This is a genomic window from Flagellimonas yonaguniensis (genome assembly GCF_029193885.1).
GTDB classification, from domain to species: Bacteria; Bacteroidota; Bacteroidia; order Flavobacteriales; family Flavobacteriaceae; genus Flagellimonas; species Flagellimonas yonaguniensis.
Window position 1 is genome coordinate 147,412 of the sequence record NZ_JARFVB010000004.1, and the last position, 17,490, is coordinate 164,901.

The window sequence follows — 17,490 nt, forward strand, 5'->3', positions numbered from 1 at the left end:
GGTTTTGTTAGTGTTCTTACAATGAGACACTAAGATACTAAACTAGGTCACTATTTAACTGTCATAAATGAAAAAAGGCGACAAATGTCGCCCTCTCCCTATTTTCATGGTGATTGGTTTTAGCCTTTTAGAAAATCCCCTATCTCGCCAAGTCCTTCTCCTTTGTAATCGGATTTTTGAATGGCCTGCATGAGTTGGATAATATGTGCTGGGTTCATATCCTTCCCCAATACACGAACCAAGGCAAAGCCTTTGTCCTTGCTATCGCCGTAAATGATCACTTCATCAATGGCATCTTCATCTCCTAAATACTTGATTGTACCCTTGCCGTACTTCGAATTGATCTTCATAAGTTCCACATATTCATCTCCCTTGAGGATCTCGCGTACCTTTTTCTTTTCGATTTCGTACTCGGCCTCATTGTCGACATTTTTCTTAAAGGCCAACAAATTGAACTTTCTCAGGGATTCAATGGCTTCTTTTTGGGTCGGGGTCAACTCCACCTCATCCATTTTTAGGATACTGGCGGGCACATCAATGGACAAAAAGTTCGGGTTTTCCGAATTGTCCACATAATATTCCTGTAGACTGGGCTGCGAAGCACACGAAGCCAAAAGCAAAGCTCCGGCCACCATTATGGATTTAATTAAATGTTTCATCTTTTTACTTTTTTGATTGATTCTGTAAACTGAAAATCAGTTGACAATAATTAGTTGGTATTTATTGCGTATTGTTACAATTCCCAACCGATTATTGCCAACTGAATTCCCAATTATCTATTCTTCTCTGCCTCGTTCAATTCTTCGGGCAGGTTCATCTTTTTGGTCAACGAACTGATATTGTTCAAGTCAATGTCTCCTGTCAATGACAAGATTACTGTTTCAAATTTATGGCCGTTGGCCTCAACCTCTTTCATCCCGGTAACGAACATGAGCAATTCACTCACATGGTCTGCATCCCTACCTTCTTTAATGTAGAACTTTACATTGGCATCTTTATCCTTGATTCTCATCAATTCCTCCATTTTGGAAGATCTTAGGTAGCTATCCACTGAGGATTTCATATCATCGCCTATTTTTTTGCTTTCGGTAGTGAATACCTTCAAGCTTTTCAAGCTGTTTACAATGCTTATGAATTCCTGTGCCTCAGGGTCATCAGTTTCGATATCCATTTTGGCCAACAGGTTGAACATACTCTTGTTCACGATTACCGTGGTTACATCATCTAGGTCCTCAAACTTGTCAAAAACCGATTGTGAAAACCCTGCCAAAGGCAATAATGCCATTACTGCTATTAAAATATACTTCTTCATTTTGTTACGTTTTTTAATTGTTATTGTAAATTTTTTGTTTTGCTTCTTCGAACTCGTTGAGGTAAGCCACTTTTTCTGTTCCGCGATTAAAGTTTTCTGCTAAGAGATCAAAAGCTTTTTTGGTTTCCTCGTAAGCGTACTCCGCCTTTTCTTGTTCCAAACGTTTTGTTTCTTGGTACTGATTACCAAAATAGATGCCAAAGGCGAGAACTACTGCCGCTGCAACGGATAGCCACTTGTAATAGTTTACTCTAGGTTTTAATGGTACCTGCTTGGTGTACTTTTCTTCTTTGGCCTTGGAAAAGTAATTGAACATGGGTTTGTACTGCTCCAAGTGAGGCGCAACCTCGTCTTGTGAAAAATACGCCCTAAGTGTTCTTTCTTCGTTCACTGTGGCAGTGGCCTCGAAATACTTCTCCAATATTTTTTCTATGTTACCCAATTCCATAGCTATGTTTTTTTATTAATTCTTCCCTTACTGTTTTTCTTGCCCTCGACAATGCTACACGCACTGCTGTGGGTTTCATGTCCATGAGGTCGCATATTTCGTCGAACTCGTATTGCTCTACATCCCGTAGTTGCAAAATCATTTTTTGTTGTTCTGGCAGTTCCTCCATAATTCGTTCCATCCAACTCACACTGTCCTCCGCCTCCAATTGTTTTTGCAAGGACGTGTTTTCATCACTGTAGTTGCTGTGAACCAATTTCAGGTTTCCCGCTTGCTTGGACTTTAAGCGGTCCAAACAAAAGTTTTTGGTCATGGTCATGGCGAAAGCTTCTACATTTTTGTACTTCTCCATCGACTCGTTCTTTGACCATAGCTTCAACAAAATTTCTTGAGTGGCATCTTCCGCTTCCTCTCGGGAAACCAACAGGCGCTTTGCTAGCCTATAAAGTTTGTCCTGAAAAGGCAAAACCACATTTAAGAATTCTGTTTGTTTCATTTGGTTGTCTTAGTTGTTTTTTGTGTCTTATTTATCGACCTACACTATCACGACGATACATATCGAATTTTGTTACAAAAAATTTGCAATCTGCTTAGATAAAGTTATTTTGCATGGCAATTTTACATGATTACCCATGTAATTTTACTCATTTCAACCTACACCTTTACTGATTTTGGAATAAAATTTGAGTAAATTCACTAAAAATTAAGCTATGAAAAAGTATTTCTTCCTCTTTTTGGGATTGTCCTTATTTGTGTCATGTAGTAACGATGACAACGGAATAGATCCTGGTCAAACTCCTCAACCCGAACCAAATCCTGATAATGTGGATATTGATGCACAACACTTCATGTGGCAGGCCATGAACCTCTGGTATTTTTGGCAGGGAGATGTACCCGACCTCGCTGATGATAGATTCTCCTCCAATGCGGAATACACCGCCTTTTTGGTGGAAAACACGGATGCAGAAAATTTTTATTACAGTATTTGCAATAGGCACGAGGAAATTTATGGTTCGGAAACTGCTATAGATCGGTTTAGCTTCGCCTATGAAGATTATCACGATTTGGTCAACAGCCTCTCTGGGGTATCCAAAAGCAATGGGTTGGAATTTAACCTGATGTACCAATACAACACTGGAAATGAGATTTTTGGATATGTACTCTATAAAGTTCCCAACTCCAATGCTTCTGATAAGGATATTGTTAGAGGTGAGATCTTCACACGTGTAGATGGTGTTCAGTTGACAGACAGTAATTATTTGAACTTATTGTTTGGTTCCAATGACACATACACCTTGGGAATGGCACATATTGAAAATGGTGGTTTTGTGGATGATGATAAAGAAGTAACACTTACCAAAGTAGAGAACCAAATTGAAGACCCTATCTTGGTAGCGAAAACATTGGATGTTAACGGCACCAAGGTCGCTTATTTAATGTACAACCGCTTTTTGAGCAGTTTTAATGACCAACTCAATGAAGCCTTTGCTGATTTCAAGGCAGAAGGTGCCACCGAACTTGTTTTGGATATGCGCTACAACCCAGGGGGCAATGTCAACACTTCGCGTTTGTTGGCCAGTATGGTTTATGGCACCAAGACAGAAGAAGTGTACATAAGGCAACGCTGGAACGATAAAATTCAGGAACAGTTTACAGAATTGTTCGGACCGGGATATCTAGAGGATAATTTTGCAAGCTCGGTTGGAGAAAATCCCCTTAACTCATTAAACTTGAGCAGGGTATTTGTTTTGGCTACAGGGGATTCCGCTTCCGCAAGTGAATTGGTCATGAACGGACTTGACCCTTATGTCGATGTCATTCATATCGGTGGGACTACGCGTGGTAAAAATGAATTCTCAATAACCTTGGTGGACAATCCAGATTTAGGATTTCCTTTTTATTACTATTCAGGGGAGAAAGAAGAAGTTGAGAGTGGAATAAATCCAAACAATAGTTGGGGACTACAACCTTTGGTTGGAAGAAACGAAAACGCAAATGGGTTTTATGATTACACCAGCGGACTGGCTCCTGATATTGTTTTGAGCGAAGATTTGACCAATCTTGGTGTTTTGGGCAATCCAAATGAGCCACTTTTGGCCCGTGCGCTTCAAGAAATCACAGGGGTTTCCGCCAAAATAGACCTTACGGTGGAAATGGCAGCGGAATCTTTTACATCTTCAAGGTTCCAAACTCCTTTAAAGGACAATATGTATTTGGATAAACCACTTCCAGCAATAAATTAAAAAAAGCGGCCGATGGGCCGCTTTTCTTTTTTTAAAGGTTTAGCTGAAACTCCTTTCATACGTCAATGAATTAATCGCTTAGTTCCGACCAAAATTGTAATGTAAAGAAAATACTCACTATTTATTCCGATTTTTTTATACATTGCCATCAACCTCTTAATTAAACTTTAGCCAGACATTTTTTAAAACTTGGCTATTACTAATTCTAATTTATGAGGTCTCTTTCCCCAATATCAAAACAAGCTTTTTCACGATTGCGTAATTTCTTTTTGAAAAGTACCTCTACTATTCCCAAAATAGTAAACTTAACCATTATAGCATGAAAACAAATTTTAAACTATTATTCCCATCCCTATTGGTACTGGTGCTCTTTAATGCATGTAACGAAACGTTCGAAGAACAAGTATTATTGGAGGAATCACAATCGAACGAAATTATTACTGTACAGGGAGAGTTCGATGAATTTAATGAACTTAAGAACCTTTACGACAAGGTTGTTGTTGAAGAAATCAAGAAAAATACCACTGATAAAAAAGGAGACTACAATTTTCAAATAGATTCCACCAATGTCATTAAAAAATCATTTGAAAATGACGACTATTACACTTTTAGCGTAATTAGGGAAAATGATATTTGGCCCAATTTCGAGAACCTTGTAATATCCAATAAGGACGAGCAAGAACCAGAAGCTTACCTTTTTGTATACATTCCCGATGAGGCATATTTAGAAAGATTTCAAGAAAATCCTAACACCGCATTTTCTGGGAGCATTGAAGCAAAACCGCTCGACTATGAAAAACTTATGTCCTCTGCGGGAGGTTGCATAAACTACACCACAGAAATATGTAACTATGGTGGGCACACGGACAACGGCTTAGGCGAAGGTGTTGCAGGACCAGGTTGCCAAGACACCTACATAGTGAACAATACGGTTTGCTTTATCTCACCCAATCCTTTCGATGGTGTTGGCGGTGGCGGCGGAAGCTCCGATGGGGGCAGTGGCGGAGGTGGAGGTTCCTCGAACGATTCCGACCTTCCGTTGGCCGACTCCGACGTAATTACCAAAGTAGTGGTAACTCACGAACAATTGCACCAACTCAACAGTGACCTTGGCTTTGTATATGCCTCACCAGAGGCTTACTGGGTTAGGAGCTCGGCAAATAAAGATAAAGTGAGCCAACTTATTAATTTTGTGGAGGCTAACAAGGTAAACGGGCAAATCCCATTAGAGGTGAAATCCATTAGTAGTAATATTGTTACGGCCTTTATTAATGGCCAGGTAGTTGGTTTTGAACAAGATTATAAAGGTAGAATGTCTTCTTCTGAAAGAGCAATATTTGATTCAATGTCAAGATTTAAGCAATTAGCTTATTTAGTCAATGCACAAAAAGCAACATGGGCGTCTGAAGATCTTTATCCTCATTCTTCTTATAATGGAAAGGGGGATGCTTTCAGGCATGCATATTTCAATGGTTTAAATGCCATTCTGTTGGGGCCTATATTGGCAGAAGACTTGGCAACCGCCCATGAAGATAAGCCCGCACCACCGAATTACCCCAATTATTTTAAAGAAGTACAGATGGACTTATTCAATAACCAAGTGGGACGAGACAAAATGAACTGGCTTGTGGATGGTTATGATTCGCTTACAGAAAGTATATTGGAAGCCTTAACAAATGGTGAGCTAAGGTACTTGTCAAATCTTCAGGGAAATGGTGCAAGTGGGAGGGCAACTAATCAATCGCAGTTAATCCCAACAAATTGAATAAAATGAAAAAAGTATTAATTAATTTTCTTTTAGTGATCTTATTATTGTCGTGTGATTGTAAAAATTGCGGAGACCACAGAAATTTTGTTGTCACCGATTTTTCCAAAAAAAGAGTGGACACACTTATTCCCTATGAAAACAAAACCTATGTGGGTTACTATATTAAAGTCAAAGGTATTGTCAACGACACTATCAAAATCGAGATGATGAATTATGGAGGACATTACATTATACCACCCGGGGAAATTGATACACTTTTGAATGCAGACTATTATGGTAAGGATACTTTAATTTGGGCTTTTAATCCCTATAAGGCAACCAAAGGAAAGCTCGAGATTGAATATAGCCTTTAATTAAAATTCATAAGATATTTACAGAACAGAGCTGATATGCTTGAATCTAAGATATACTTTGAGATACCTTAACAATTTAGAGTTTACTTGTATTTTTTGGAATGCAACGAATAGTTCTCAATTAATTCCTACAAATCAATGATTATGAATGCACGAATTTTATCTATATATAAGATTTCCTTTTTGTTTTTACTTCTGGCTTCTTGTGGTAAGGATGACGAAACACTGGAAATTAACGATTTTACAAAAAAAAGAATGATTATTCTGGAGCCTTATAAAAACTACCCGTACTCTATGATGAACGTTTGGGTCAAAGGTCAAGTAAACGATACTATTTTGATAAGACTCAATTCATTGGACAGCAAACCTATTTTGAAGCTTTCCGGTAAAATTGATGAACGATGGCACACAGATTATTATGGAGAAGGAGCAAAAACTATAATTTTTGACCCATACAAAGCCACACAAGGAAATTTGGAGATTAAGGCAAGTTTATAGGATAATTTCTACAAAATAAGGCCATTAAATAGTGGACTTCAATAAAAAGAATTTCCAAATTAATTCGATAGAAAAATGAAAAAGACAACTTTCATACTGATAGTTTTAGCAATGGTTTCTTGTGTAGTTTATACAAAAGACAGGAAGAAATTTGTGGTAAACGACTTTTCCAAAGTTAGATTGGATACGCTCATCCCAATTAAAAATAAAAGCTATTATGCCTACTATATTAAAGTAAAAGGTAGTGTAAATAATAGTATCAAAATTAAAAGCAACAGACATGATGATATAATTTTATCCGGGACAATAGATACACTTTTGAACGGAGACTATTATGGAGGAGATACCATCATTTGGGCTTTTGACCCATATAAGGCAAAAAAAGGGAAATTGGAAATTGAATATGCATTGTAGGTCTACCGGAAAATGCTAAACTATTATCCTAATCAAATAAAAAAAGCGGCCCAATCGGCCGCTTTTCTTTTTTTTTAAAGGTTTAGGTTGAGACCCAGCCTAAAATTTCGTCCGCGAGTAGTGTACCCTAGTATTTCACGATAATCTTCGTTCAACAAGTTATCCGCATTCAAGAAAACATTGAGTTTGTTTTTGATCAGTTCGTGCCTAACGGAAAAGTTCAACAATGAAAACGGGTCCAAAGCGATATCCGAATACGTAGCAAAATCCGTATCAAAACGTTCTCCAGTGTAAGCATAGGTCAACGATGCGTTTGTACTCTCACAAAACTGGTACCATAAGGACACATTGGCCTTGTGCTTGGGAATACGGATGGCATTATCTCCTTTTCGTTCCGTGAAGGTATAATTGGCATTGACGCTAAAAGTATTCCAAGGCAACCACGTAGCTTCCACTTCCACCCCATTGGCATCGATTTCGTCTGCCACATTAATGCTCATAAAATTGGCATCGTACCCAATGGCGTTGGTCTCATTTCTATCAAAATAAACCGTACTGATTCGGAATGTATTGTTCAGTTTAAATTCCAGACCACCTTCAATGGTCGAGTTTTCTTCAGGTTCCAATTCCGGATTGCCTCCAAAGGCGCCGAACAACTGCGTTAAATTGGGTGTGATGTACGATGTCGCATAAGACCCCATCAGTTTCACATAACCCTTATCGGTATCAAACACATACGACGGATTCACATTGTACACAAAATGATTGCCATATTCGGAGTGATTGTTCAGCCTTGCACCCGCATTCAGGTTCAACCCAAAATCCGAAACATAGACCACATTGGCATAAGGGTCCACAATGGTAAAATCAACTTCCTCTGCAAAAACAGCCTCATCTTTTATATAATTTACCCCTAGAATGGTATGGAATTGCTTACCAAACACATATTTGTTGTACACATCCAATACCCAATTGCCTCCCTCGGTTATACTTTCGCCGTAGGTATCATTGGCCACGGACTCATAATCCGTGTATGCCGCGTTCAGGTGTACCGAACCTTTACCATAGCCGAGTTCCGAGGACAGACCAATGCGTTGCTGTTCGTTCTGACCTAAATTAGGAGCTTCGGCCATCGAAGCGTCATATTCATTTTTAAATTTGGTCTGATTCCCATACACCTGAACCCCAAAGCTTTCAGAAAACTGATAGCCCAGCTTTACATTGGTACTGAAGTGCGAGAAAATATCCTCTTCATTTTCGGGCGTCACAGAAGCGGAGAGCCCACTTTTGTATCTATTGGAAAAATCAACACCATAATTGAACTTCCCCAAAGTACCGTTTACATTCGCCGAATTTTGAATACTCCCAAAATTGTAATTTTGATCATCGGCAGTTTGATTGGTCCCTACGCTGGTTTCAAAATTACCTGCAATCTTCTTGTTGGAACTCTTTTTCGTGATAATGTTGATCACGGCCGTAACTGCATTGGTGCCATAAAGTGTACTGGCAGCTCCTTTAATGATCTCGATGGACTCAATGGTGTTGGGCGACAATAATCGGAGGTCGTACTCCGCAGAAAATGTGGAAGGGTCCGACACACGAACACCGTCAATGATTACCAAAACCTGACGTCCACGACCGCCACGGGCATAAACACCAAGAACATCGCCATCACGACCGCGGCTCCCAGCAATTTCAATACCACTTTTGGTGTTGATGATCTCCGCAACCGTCCTGCCTTGATTGCGTTGCATTTCCTCTGCCGTGATTTTGATCACTGTTTTTCCTGAGTTTTCTCGTTTCAACTCAAATTTAGAATCGCTGACAACAACCTCGTCCAGTTGTTGCACCTTGAGTGAATCTTGCTCTACATTTTGCGCAAAGATTCCCTTACACGCCAATAGAGCGGTAATTAACCATAAATGATTTTTTTTCATTTCGTTTAATTGAATAAACGGGAGAATAGTATGTGATGCATACGTAAACCTTTATCCCGAAAGTTTAACATTGTTTGTTTGAATCTGGCAGGTCTCCTGGCTTGTTTTTTGCCTCCTACCTTCCCACCCATTGGGCAGTGGCTTTGAAGATGAGACAATCGCCTACTACATACCGATGTCCAAAAAACATCAGTAAAGATTCGGCACAACTTACAGTTGCGGGAACAGCTCCGGTTTTGCACCGGATTCCCTTTTAATCCCACGGAAAACTCCGTGCGAACCAAAATTCAGGTCAAAGCTAATCAATCCGTTTAATCTTTTTCCGCAAAAATTAAATAATCTTACTTTTGACCTATGGATAAAAAACAGCGTTCAATTCTATTCCTAAGCTTCCTTTTGGTGGCATTGATGGGATGCAAACAAGCAGAAAAGAAGCAACCCGATCAAAATCGGGAAACAACATCAATAATAACGTATGCAACTGGCTTTACAGTTAAAAAAGAGGCAGACTTCACTATAATCGAAGTTACCGGAGCTTGGCCGGGTGCGGATAATTTTAAATACGCTTTGGTTCCGAAGGAAAAATTACCGTCCATGTCTTTTCCTCAGGATGCCTATGATGCCATAATCGCCACCCCTGTGGAAAAAGTGGTACTTACCTCCACCACCCATATCGAACCCTTGAAACAACTTGGGGAACTCAACACTGTAATTGGATTCCCGAATACCGACTATATCTCGTCCCCTGTAACAAGAAAACTGGTGGAAAACGGACAAATACAAGACCTGGGAATGAACGATGCCCTCAATACTGAGATGGTACTCGCCTTGGATCCAGAGCTCATTGTCGGATTTAGCATCAATAATGAAAATAAGGCTTACGACATTATCAAGAAAGCAGGTATCCCCGTGGTTTACAATGGCGATTGGGTAGAACGTACACCTTTGGGAAAAGCGGAATGGATCAAATTCTTTGCCCCTTTCTATCAAAAAGAAGCATTGGGCGATAGCATTTTTGCACAGATTGAAGCCTCATACCAACAAGCGAAAGAAATTGCCCGAAAAGCAAAGACCAAACCAACGGTTTTAACAGGTGGACTATACAAAGATGTATGGTACGTAGCAGGTGGAAAAAGCTGGATGGCCAAATTTTTGGAAGATGCCAACTCCAACTATCTATGGGCCGACAACAATGAAACGGGCAGTATAGGACTCAGTTTGGAATCCGTTTTGGAAAAAGGTCAAAATGCTGAGATATGGTTCAATTCTTCTTCGCGAACCACTTATGCTGGGTTGGGCCAAGCAAACACCCATCATCTTCAATTTGATGCTTTTAAAAACAAAAAAGTGTACTCCAATGCCATTGACAAAGGCGAAACGGGAGGGCTCATTTTTTACGAATTGGCTCCAAGCAGGCCCAACATTGTTCTAAAAGATTTCATCAAAATATTGCATCCGGAACTATTGCCAGAACATCAATTGCAATTCATCAAACCTTTACAATAAATGTATGTTTCAAAAACATATCGCATCTCCTTTATGTTTTTGGTTCTTGCTTTGCTGTGTTCGTGGTTTTTGAACATCAGTTCAGGTTCGGTATCCATCCCTTTTACGGAAATGCTATCCATTTTGTTCGGAGAGACTCCCGAAATCACTTCTTGGAAGTACATCATCTGGGATTATCGTATTCCGAAAGCATTTACCTCCATTTTGGTAGGCGGAGGACTCTCCTTGAGTGGACTTTTAATGCAAACCCTGTTCCGGAACCCTTTGGCAGGCCCTTTTGTTCTTGGAATTAGCTCAGGGGCCAGTTTAGGTGCCGCTTTACTTTTGATGGGCGTCTCTTTATTGGCAGGATACAGTTCGTTTACCTTTTTGGGTGATGTCTCCTTGGCCATCGCAGCAAGTATCGGCAGTTTTTTGGTCCTCCTGATCGTAATGATCGTGGCCCAACGGGTAAAGGACACCATGGCCTTATTGATCATTGGGTTAATGTTTGGCAGTATTACATCGGCCCTTGTAAGTGTACTGGCCTATTTTTCCAGCGCAGAAGATTTACAACGCTTTATTTTTTGGTCCTTCGGAAGTGTGGGCAATCTATCCACAAATCAATTGCTTTTATTGGGAAGCATCGTTACCGTGGGGGTTTTGTTGAGTATTATCTCCATAAAATCGTTGAATGCCTTTCTTTTAGGCGAAAACTATGCGCAAAGCTTGGGGGTTTCCCTAAAAAAGTCAAGATTGATGATAATCATAGCAACAGGACTTTTAGCCGGCGGCATTACAGCATTTGCAGGACCCATCGCTTTTGTGGGATTGGCAGTTCCCCATTTGACCAGACAGATTTTTGATACCATGGAACACAAAGTGTTGATTCCCACCGTGATGCTGTACGGAGCGATTTTAATGTTGTTGTGCGACACCTTGGCGCAATTGCCCAATTCCGCAAGTGTATTGCCCATAAACGCCATCACATCCTTGGTCGGGGCTCCTGTGGTCATCTGGCTCTTGGTGCGTAAACGTAAAATGATGTTCTAATGGCAAAAAATAAAAAAAACGTACTATCCATTGCCAATTTATCTATCGGGTACGGTTCCAAAACCGTGGCCAACAACATCAATTTTGATTTGGAAGCTGGAATGCTCTGTGGTGTCGTGGGCATCAATGGCATAGGGAAATCGACTTTGTTGCGCACCTTGGGAGGGTTTCAACCGAAACTTTACGGGGATATACTGTTGCATGGCGAACCGCTGGAAAAATATACCTCAACTACACTATCCAAAGAACTTAGTGTAGTGTTGACCGAGCAACCTGCCTCCAAAAATCTCACGGTTCAGGAATTGATTGCCTTGGGACGACAGCCCTATACCAACTGGTTGGGCACCTTGACCAAGGAAGACAAACAACAGATTCAGGCTAGTTTGGATGCGTTTTTGCTGAACGAACTCCGAAACAACAAATGTCACGAACTTAGTGATGGCCAGTTACAACGGGTACTGGTGGCGCGGGCCATGGCGCAGGACACTTCGTTGATTCTCTTGGATGAACCTACCACGCATTTAGATCTCTATCACAAAGTGCAGATCTTGAAAATGCTTCGGGAATTGGCACACGATAAACAAAAAACCATCCTGTTCACAACGCACGAAATCGAATTGGCCATTCAGTTATGCGACCGAATATTGATTTTGGACGGAAAAGACCATCCCTTCGGGGACCCTTGTCAACTCATCGAACAAAATCACTTTGATAGATTGTTTCCTTCGGAAATGGTCCAGTTTGATGGTAAAACAGGTTCTTTTAAAGTGAATAAGTAAGTACATTTTACATTTCGGCATCAAACGGAATCCATTATCTTTATCCTTCAGAAATTTTTTCATGAGCACGGAACTTATCTATGTAATTATATTCATCATCGCATCGGCCATTGGCCTCCTTGCGGGGATGTACATTCAAAAACTAAAAACCAAGTCAACTGAGAGTGTTTGGGGAGAACGCGAACAGCAATTGAACGCCACCATTAAATCCTTGAATGATAAGTTGTTACTTAGTAATGAAGAGCAAAAACAATTGCAGCGCGAAAAAGAACAGCAGAGCAATCAAATTGTGCGCTACCAAGCCGATTTGGAAAACCTTCAACTAAAGAACAAGGAACAAAAAGAAGAAGTAGAAAAACTTCAAGAAAAGTTTACCAAGGAATTCGAAAACCTTGCCAATAAAATCTTGGACGAGAAAAGTGAAAAGTTTACCAAGAGCAACAAAGAGAACATTGAAAATATCCTGACGCCCCTTAACAAAAAAATAAAGGAGTTCGAGGAAAAGGTGGAAAAATCACAAAAGGAAAACATCAGCATCAATTCCTCGCTAAAGCAACAACTTGAAAGCCTACAACAACAAAACTTAAAGATTACCCAAGAGGCCGAAAACCTTACCAAGGCCTTGAAAGGCGACAGCAAAATGCAAGGGAACTGGGGCGAATTGGTCTTGGAACGTGTGCTTGAAAAGTCTGGTTTAGAGAAGGATAGGGAATATAGTGTACAACAAAGCTTTAAACGTGAAGATGGTAGCCGGGTAATGCCCGATGTCATCATACACCTGCCCGATGGCAAAAAAATGGTCGTGGATTCAAAGGTCTCACTCACAGATTATGAACGCTACACCAACGCAAACGAAGAGGACAGACCCAAGTTCTTGAAGGACCATATCAACTCTCTACGAAGACATGTGGAACAGCTGTCCTCCAAAAAATATGAAGACCTTTACGAGATGGAAAGTCCCGATTTTGTATTGATGTTCGTACCGATAGAACCTGCCTTCGCCATTGCGATCAATGAAGACAACTCCCTGTACAACAAAGCATTTGAACAAAATATCGTCATTGTTACACCTTCCACGCTATTGGCCACCCTTCGTACCATTGATTCGATGTGGAGCAATGAGAAACAGCAACGGAACGCTATTGAAATTGCTCGACAAGCGGGTTCGCTTTACGATAAATTCGAGGGTTTTGTCACCGACCTTACCAAAGTGGGCAAAAAGATGGATGAGGCCAAAAGTGAATACCGTGGTGCCATGAACAAACTAGTCGAAGGACGCGGTAACATTGTCACAACCATCGAAAAATTGAAGAAAATGGGGGCCAAGGCCAAAAAATCGCTGCCTGAACCAATTTTAAAACGGGCCCACGAAGACAATTTTGAAGAATTAAACTAGCACACTGACCATGAAAAAATTCCTGATTATTTTTATCGCAGCCATTCTCGTTGGCATTGTGGGGTATTTTGCTTTTATTTATTATGTGCCCTATAGTGAGGGATACCGCTCAGGGGAACTCATTAAGTTCAGTAGAAAGGGCGTATTGGTAAAAACATGGGAAGGCCAAATCAGTCAAGGATTGTCTGGAACCAATGTGTTTTCATTCTCCGTAGAGGACAGTGAAAAGGAAATCATTGAAAAGATGAAGGAGTTTCAAGGGCAGTACATCAAAGTCTCCTATAAAGAACGCTACGCCACCTTTTTCTGGCTGGGCGACACCAAATATTTTATCACAGAAGTAAAATCAGAGAAATCACCGATTTTTAGGAATTAGATGACACACCCCTAGCCCCTCTTTTTAGAGGGCAAACAAAACTTCCCTCCTAGGAAGGAGGGATTGAGGGAGGTGTGTTTCCATTTGCTTCAAATTGAAAAATATACTCCTCAATCACTCTCAAAACATTATCCATATCGTTTAAAACCTGACCGTCAGAAAATCGGAGCACTTGAATACCTAGCTCATTCAATCTTTTTGCCTTAATAACATCTTTCTTCCAAGTTTCTTCAAGTTGATGTGAATACCCATCCACTTCAATGGCCAATCTTAGTTTATTACAGAAAAAATCCACAATATATTCATCTATAGGTTTCTGCCTGTGAAAATCATAGCCATGCATTTGATCACGCTTTAATTTCTGCCACAACCGTATTTCTGCTTTTGTAGCATTCCTCCTGAGTTCCCTTGCAAGTTCTTTTAGCTTTGGATTATATTTGATAATCATTTTGCATCGAAATTATCTCCTTTCAAAAAAGGATTCTATGAAAACTCCAACAAAATATGAAGAAATTCAAATCATCCAGGGAAAGTAGAGTATCCATTACCGAGCTAATGCTGCCCTCCCACTCCAATTTTGGTGGTAAGGTGCACGGTGGGCACATTCTCAATCTTATGGATCAAATAGCTTTTGCTTGTGCTTCCAAACATTCCCAAAGCTATTGCGTGACAGCTTCGGTAAATCGAGTGGATTTTTTGAATCCAATAGATGTTGGGGAATTGGTAACCTTAAAAGCTTCTATAAATTACACGGGCAAGACTTCCATGGTGGTCGGGGTGCGTGTTGAATCGGAAAATGTGACCACAGGAAAAGTAAAGCATTGCAATTCCTCTTATTTCACTATGGTAGCCAAGGGCGAAGATGGTAAAAATAAACCCGTTCCAGGTCTGATTTTAAAGACCAAGCAGGATATCCGCCGTTTTGCACGTAGCAAGGAACGCAAACAATCTGCCTTTAAACGCGACAGCAAGTACGAATCCAACAATTTTAAAGTGAACGAATACTTGGAGTTCCTACAAGGCGAAAACGTTAAGATGGATTTTGATTAAGCTTGGCTGCGGCCTCTTCATCCAAAAACCACACTAACTTCCCTGATGAAGGATTGACCAAGGATGCGGGGTACGCATCGGAACCTTCGGTTTTTTGCACTACGGCTTTTACCTTTTCAGCTTTGGATGCTCCTGTGACCAAAAAGGCCACTTCTTTGGCCGTGTTGATCACTTTTCCGTTAATGGAAACTCTTTTTTGACCAGAATCCGGGTGCGTGGCCACCACACAATGGTCCTCGTAATCCCACAACTCAATTTCGTGAGGAAAAATGGAAGCGGTATGCCCATCATCGCCCATTCCCAATATTACCAAATCAAACTGGGGCACTTCCTCCACCCTGTCCAAATCTATTTCAAGAAGATTGGCGTAGCGCATGGCTTCATTAACGGGATCATTTTCTCCCAATATCCGATTGATGTTCTCCTTGGGTACCTCAATTTTGGAAAAAAGGTGCTCTACTGTCATTTTATAATTGCTTTCATCATCCGAAGGAGGAACACAACGTTCGTCTCCCCAATAAAAATGTACCTTGCTCCAATTGATCTTGCCCGCAAAATTTTCGGCCAGCACATCAAAAACTATCTTTGGGGTACTACCGCCCGATAGAGCTACGTAAAAAGCATCTTTACCTTTTAATTGATCCACAAAATAGCTGGAAAACTGTTCAGCCACCTCTTGTTTATCCTTATATATTTTTAAATCCATCTTAAATTAATTTTGGTTCTCGACCTTGGTTTATCCTGAGCGCAGCCGAATGGCTCGAACTGACATACTTTTCCTGACTCCTGACTCCTGACTCCTGAAATTTAACAAATCACACAATAGCCAGGATCTTCAGCCAAATTCTCGCTTGGATTGCGCCAATAGCCATCTCCTTCAATTAAGCCATCTGCATTTTCTGGTCCCCAGGCACCTGCAGCATACCCGTACATGCGCACATCCTTACCACTGTTCCAGTAGTTTAAAATAGGGTCGACAAACTCCCAAGCAGCTTCCACTTCATCAGCTCGTGCATACAGGGTGGCATCCCCCTGCATGGCATCCAACAATAAACGTTCATAGGCTTCCATTACATAGGTCTCGGCCAAACTTGCATAATAAAAATCCAAATTGGCACGCTCCACCTTAAAGCCCTGTCCCGGTACTTTTACCCCAAATTTGATCAGGATTCCCTCATCGGGCTGAATACGAATGATCAACTTGTTGTCCATCTCTTGCATTTCGGACCCCTTGAATATCTGGTGATGTGGTTTTTTGAAGTGAATCACAATCTCAGTTACCTTAGTGGGCATGCGCTTGGCGGTCCTTACATAAAATGGTACTCCGTGCCAGCGCCAGTTGTCCACATAAAACTTAATGGCAGCATAGGTCTCCGTGGTGGAGTTCGAATCCACTCCCTCTTCATCACGATACCCTTTTACAGCTTTACCGTCGACTTTGGAAGCGACATACTGCGCTCGAATGGTATTTTCAAAAAGTTCCTTATCCTTCGTCATTAACCGTAATGATTTGAGCGCCTTGACTTTTTCGTTTCGTATTTCTTCGGCATCCGCACCAATTGGTGGCTCCATTACCACCAAGGAAACCAACTGCAACAAATGGTTCTGGAACATATCCCGAAGCGCTCCTGACTTGTCATAATAGCCCCCACGCTTCTCCGCCCCTACGCTTTCCGCATTGGTAATCTCAACATGTTGGATATAATTACGGTTCCAAAGTGGTTCAAAAATACTGTTGGAAAATCGGGTCACCAACAGATTCTGAACGGTTTCTTTCCCCAAATAATGGTCTATTCGGTAGATTTGATGCTCTTTAAAATACTTATGAAGGCCTTTGTTCAGTTCTTGGGCAGTCTCTAGGCTATATCCGAAAGGTTTTTCCACAATCAAGCGCTTCCAACCATTATTCTGGGTATTCATCCCCGCATTCGATAGATTGTGGGACACCGTCTCGTATAAGGTTGGGGGGGTGGATAGGTAATAAATGATATTTCCCGAAGTATTGTGTTTTTCCTTCAATGCTTCCACCCTTTTTCTAAGAGGGGCATAATCGGTATCGTAGCTGTCACCTAAATCCTCATAATAAAGCTTATCGACAAAACCTTTTACCCTGCCATCATCCAAATCTTTGGTCTTTTGCTTCAAATATTCGCTATCGTAGACCACACGGTCCCGAAACGCCTCGTCCGTCAAGTCGCTACGGCTAACCCCAAGAATCACGAAGTTTTCGGGCAATTGGTCGGCCAAGTATAAATTGAATAAGGAAGGTATCAGTTTTCTAGCAGTCAAATCACCCGATGCCCCAAAAATCACGAGCATCTGATTATCGGTCTTTTTCATAGTATTTTTGTTTTCTGGCGAGATTTGCTCTCGTTGAC

At 40.8% G+C, this 17,490-nt stretch carries 19 protein-coding genes and 1 riboswitch; of the genes, 11 read left to right on the top strand and 8 right to left on the bottom strand.

Features of this window, described 5'->3' with window-relative positions:
• Positions 1 to 119: 119 nt before the first annotated feature.
• From PY092_RS08850 to PY092_RS08865, 4 genes are all read right to left on the bottom strand, one after another.
• Complete coding sequence (locus PY092_RS08850) at positions 120 to 659, bottom strand: DUF4252 domain-containing protein (protein WP_275615490.1); 540 nt, start codon at positions 657 to 659, stop codon at positions 120 to 122.
• 113 nt (positions 660 to 772) lie between these two features.
• Entirely contained in the window at positions 773 to 1,312 is a 540-nt protein-coding gene (locus PY092_RS08855) for a DUF4252 domain-containing protein (RefSeq protein ID WP_275615491.1), read from the bottom strand.
• Between the two features lie 13 nt (positions 1,313 to 1,325).
• The gene (locus tag PY092_RS08860) at positions 1,326 to 1,760 is read right to left on the bottom strand and encodes a hypothetical protein (protein ID WP_275615492.1); all 435 of its coding nucleotides are present in this window, start codon (positions 1,758 to 1,760) and stop codon (positions 1,326 to 1,328) included.
• Positions 1,747 to 2,256 (bottom strand): RNA polymerase sigma factor, encoded by a 510-nt coding sequence (locus PY092_RS08865; protein ID WP_275615493.1) that lies wholly within the window; start codon positions 2,254 to 2,256, stop codon positions 1,747 to 1,749. Before PY092_RS08865 ends, PY092_RS08860 begins: the two co-directional genes overlap by 14 nt.
• 214 nt (positions 2,257 to 2,470) lie before the next feature.
• On the opposite strand from PY092_RS08865, the gene PY092_RS08870 reads away from it, so the two are divergent.
• The 5 genes from PY092_RS08870 (at position 2,471) to PY092_RS08890 (ending at position 7,036) form a co-directional block, all read left to right on the top strand.
• Positions 2,471 to 4,003: a S41 family peptidase gene (locus PY092_RS08870; protein WP_275615494.1), complete on the top strand. Its 1,533-nt coding sequence runs from the start codon at positions 2,471 to 2,473 to the stop codon at positions 4,001 to 4,003.
• Positions 4,004 to 4,322: 319 nt separating this feature from the next.
• Complete coding sequence (locus PY092_RS08875; RefSeq protein ID WP_275615495.1) at positions 4,323 to 5,768, top strand: DUF6973 domain-containing protein; 1,446 nt, start codon at positions 4,323 to 4,325, stop codon at positions 5,766 to 5,768.
• Between the two features lie 5 nt (positions 5,769 to 5,773).
• A complete protein-coding gene (locus PY092_RS08880) occupies positions 5,774 to 6,124 on the top strand; it encodes a hypothetical protein (protein ID WP_275615496.1) in 351 nt (116 codons plus the stop codon).
• A gap of 144 nt (positions 6,125 to 6,268) precedes the next feature.
• A complete protein-coding gene (locus PY092_RS08885; RefSeq protein WP_275615497.1) occupies positions 6,269 to 6,622 on the top strand; it encodes a hypothetical protein in 354 nt (117 codons plus the stop codon).
• A gap of 75 nt (positions 6,623 to 6,697) precedes the next feature.
• Complete coding sequence (locus PY092_RS08890; protein WP_275615498.1) at positions 6,698 to 7,036, top strand: hypothetical protein; 339 nt, start codon at positions 6,698 to 6,700, stop codon at positions 7,034 to 7,036.
• Positions 7,037 to 7,110: 74 nt separating this feature from the next.
• On the opposite strand, the gene PY092_RS08895 is transcribed toward PY092_RS08890, so the two are convergent.
• Positions 7,111 to 8,973, bottom strand: coding sequence for a TonB-dependent receptor plug domain-containing protein (locus tag PY092_RS08895; RefSeq protein ID WP_275615499.1), 1,863 nt, complete (start codon positions 8,971 to 8,973; stop codon positions 7,111 to 7,113).
• Between the two features lie 69 nt (positions 8,974 to 9,042).
• Positions 9,043 to 9,273, bottom strand: a riboswitch (cobalamin riboswitch).
• Between the two features lie 54 nt (positions 9,274 to 9,327).
• Here PY092_RS08895 and PY092_RS08900 point away from each other — a divergent pair.
• The 5 genes from PY092_RS08900 to PY092_RS08920 all read left to right on the top strand — a co-directional run bounded on the left by PY092_RS08900 (position 9,328) and on the right by PY092_RS08920 (position 14,062).
• Positions 9,328 to 10,479: an ABC transporter substrate-binding protein gene (locus PY092_RS08900; protein WP_275615500.1), complete on the top strand. Its 1,152-nt coding sequence runs from the start codon at positions 9,328 to 9,330 to the stop codon at positions 10,477 to 10,479.
• Complete coding sequence (locus tag PY092_RS08905; RefSeq protein WP_275615501.1) at positions 10,480 to 11,511, top strand: FecCD family ABC transporter permease; 1,032 nt, start codon at positions 10,480 to 10,482, stop codon at positions 11,509 to 11,511.
• Positions 11,511 to 12,290 carry an ABC transporter ATP-binding protein gene (locus PY092_RS08910; protein WP_275615502.1) on the top strand — a complete coding sequence of 260 codons (780 nt, stop codon included), beginning with the start codon at positions 11,511 to 11,513 and terminating at the stop codon, positions 12,288 to 12,290. The genes PY092_RS08905 and PY092_RS08910 overlap by 1 nt, the downstream gene beginning before the upstream one ends.
• Positions 12,291 to 12,351: 61 nt before the next feature.
• Positions 12,352 to 13,686, top strand: a complete 1,335-nt coding sequence (locus PY092_RS08915) for a DNA recombination protein RmuC (protein WP_275615503.1) — start codon at positions 12,352 to 12,354, stop codon at positions 13,684 to 13,686.
• 10 nt (positions 13,687 to 13,696) lie between these two features.
• Complete coding sequence (locus PY092_RS08920) at positions 13,697 to 14,062, top strand: 6-phosphogluconate dehydrogenase (protein WP_275615504.1); 366 nt, start codon at positions 13,697 to 13,699, stop codon at positions 14,060 to 14,062.
• 49 nt (positions 14,063 to 14,111) lie between these two features.
• On the opposite strand, the gene PY092_RS08925 is transcribed toward PY092_RS08920, so the two are convergent.
• Positions 14,112 to 14,510, bottom strand: coding sequence for an endonuclease domain-containing protein (locus PY092_RS08925; protein WP_275615505.1), 399 nt, complete (start codon positions 14,508 to 14,510; stop codon positions 14,112 to 14,114).
• A 56-nt stretch (positions 14,511 to 14,566) separates the two neighbouring features.
• Here PY092_RS08925 and PY092_RS08930 point away from each other — a divergent pair, with 56 nt between their 5' ends.
• Positions 14,567 to 15,112, top strand: coding sequence for an acyl-CoA thioesterase (locus PY092_RS08930; RefSeq protein ID WP_275615506.1), 546 nt, complete (start codon positions 14,567 to 14,569; stop codon positions 15,110 to 15,112).
• Here the strand turns inward: PY092_RS08930 and pgl are convergent.
• A complete protein-coding gene (gene pgl, locus PY092_RS08935; RefSeq protein ID WP_275615507.1) occupies positions 15,093 to 15,818 on the bottom strand; it encodes a 6-phosphogluconolactonase in 726 nt (241 codons plus the stop codon). The two genes, PY092_RS08930 and pgl, sit on opposite strands and share 20 nt — an antisense overlap.
• 101 nt (positions 15,819 to 15,919) lie before the next feature.
• Positions 15,920 to 17,452 (bottom strand): glucose-6-phosphate dehydrogenase, encoded by a 1,533-nt coding sequence (zwf, locus tag PY092_RS08940; protein ID WP_275615508.1) that lies wholly within the window; start codon positions 17,450 to 17,452, stop codon positions 15,920 to 15,922.
• Between the last annotated feature and the right edge of the window lie 38 nt (positions 17,453 to 17,490).

Coding starts and splice junctions, on each gene's coding strand:
- PY092_RS08850 (WP_275615490.1), bottom strand. CDS start 659: ATGAAACATTTAATTAAATCCATAATGGTGGCCGGAGCTTTGCTTTTG.
- PY092_RS08855 (WP_275615491.1), bottom strand. CDS start 1,312: ATGAAGAAGTATATTTTAATAGCAGTAATGGCATTATTGCCTTTGGCA.
- PY092_RS08860 (WP_275615492.1), bottom strand. CDS start 1,760: ATGGAATTGGGTAACATAGAAAAAATATTGGAGAAGTATTTCGAGGCC.
- PY092_RS08865 (WP_275615493.1), bottom strand. CDS start 2,256: ATGAAACAAACAGAATTCTTAAATGTGGTTTTGCCTTTTCAGGACAAA.
- PY092_RS08870 (WP_275615494.1), top strand. CDS start 2,471: ATGAAAAAGTATTTCTTCCTCTTTTTGGGATTGTCCTTATTTGTGTCA.
- PY092_RS08875 (WP_275615495.1), top strand. CDS start 4,323: ATGAAAACAAATTTTAAACTATTATTCCCATCCCTATTGGTACTGGTG.
- PY092_RS08880 (WP_275615496.1), top strand. CDS start 5,774: ATGAAAAAAGTATTAATTAATTTTCTTTTAGTGATCTTATTATTGTCG.
- PY092_RS08885 (WP_275615497.1), top strand. CDS start 6,269: ATGAATGCACGAATTTTATCTATATATAAGATTTCCTTTTTGTTTTTA.
- PY092_RS08890 (WP_275615498.1), top strand. CDS start 6,698: ATGAAAAAGACAACTTTCATACTGATAGTTTTAGCAATGGTTTCTTGT.
- PY092_RS08895 (WP_275615499.1), bottom strand. CDS start 8,973: ATGAAAAAAAATCATTTATGGTTAATTACCGCTCTATTGGCGTGTAAG.
- PY092_RS08900 (WP_275615500.1), top strand. CDS start 9,328: ATGGATAAAAAACAGCGTTCAATTCTATTCCTAAGCTTCCTTTTGGTG.
- PY092_RS08905 (WP_275615501.1), top strand. CDS start 10,480: ATGTATGTTTCAAAAACATATCGCATCTCCTTTATGTTTTTGGTTCTT.
- PY092_RS08910 (WP_275615502.1), top strand. CDS start 11,511: ATGGCAAAAAATAAAAAAAACGTACTATCCATTGCCAATTTATCTATC.
- PY092_RS08915 (WP_275615503.1), top strand. CDS start 12,352: ATGAGCACGGAACTTATCTATGTAATTATATTCATCATCGCATCGGCC.
- PY092_RS08920 (WP_275615504.1), top strand. CDS start 13,697: ATGAAAAAATTCCTGATTATTTTTATCGCAGCCATTCTCGTTGGCATT.
- PY092_RS08925 (WP_275615505.1), bottom strand. CDS start 14,510: ATGATTATCAAATATAATCCAAAGCTAAAAGAACTTGCAAGGGAACTC.
- PY092_RS08930 (WP_275615506.1), top strand. CDS start 14,567: ATGAAGAAATTCAAATCATCCAGGGAAAGTAGAGTATCCATTACCGAG.
- pgl (WP_275615507.1), bottom strand. CDS start 15,818: ATGGATTTAAAAATATATAAGGATAAACAAGAGGTGGCTGAACAGTTT.
- zwf (WP_275615508.1), bottom strand. CDS start 17,452: ATGAAAAAGACCGATAATCAGATGCTCGTGATTTTTGGGGCATCGGGT.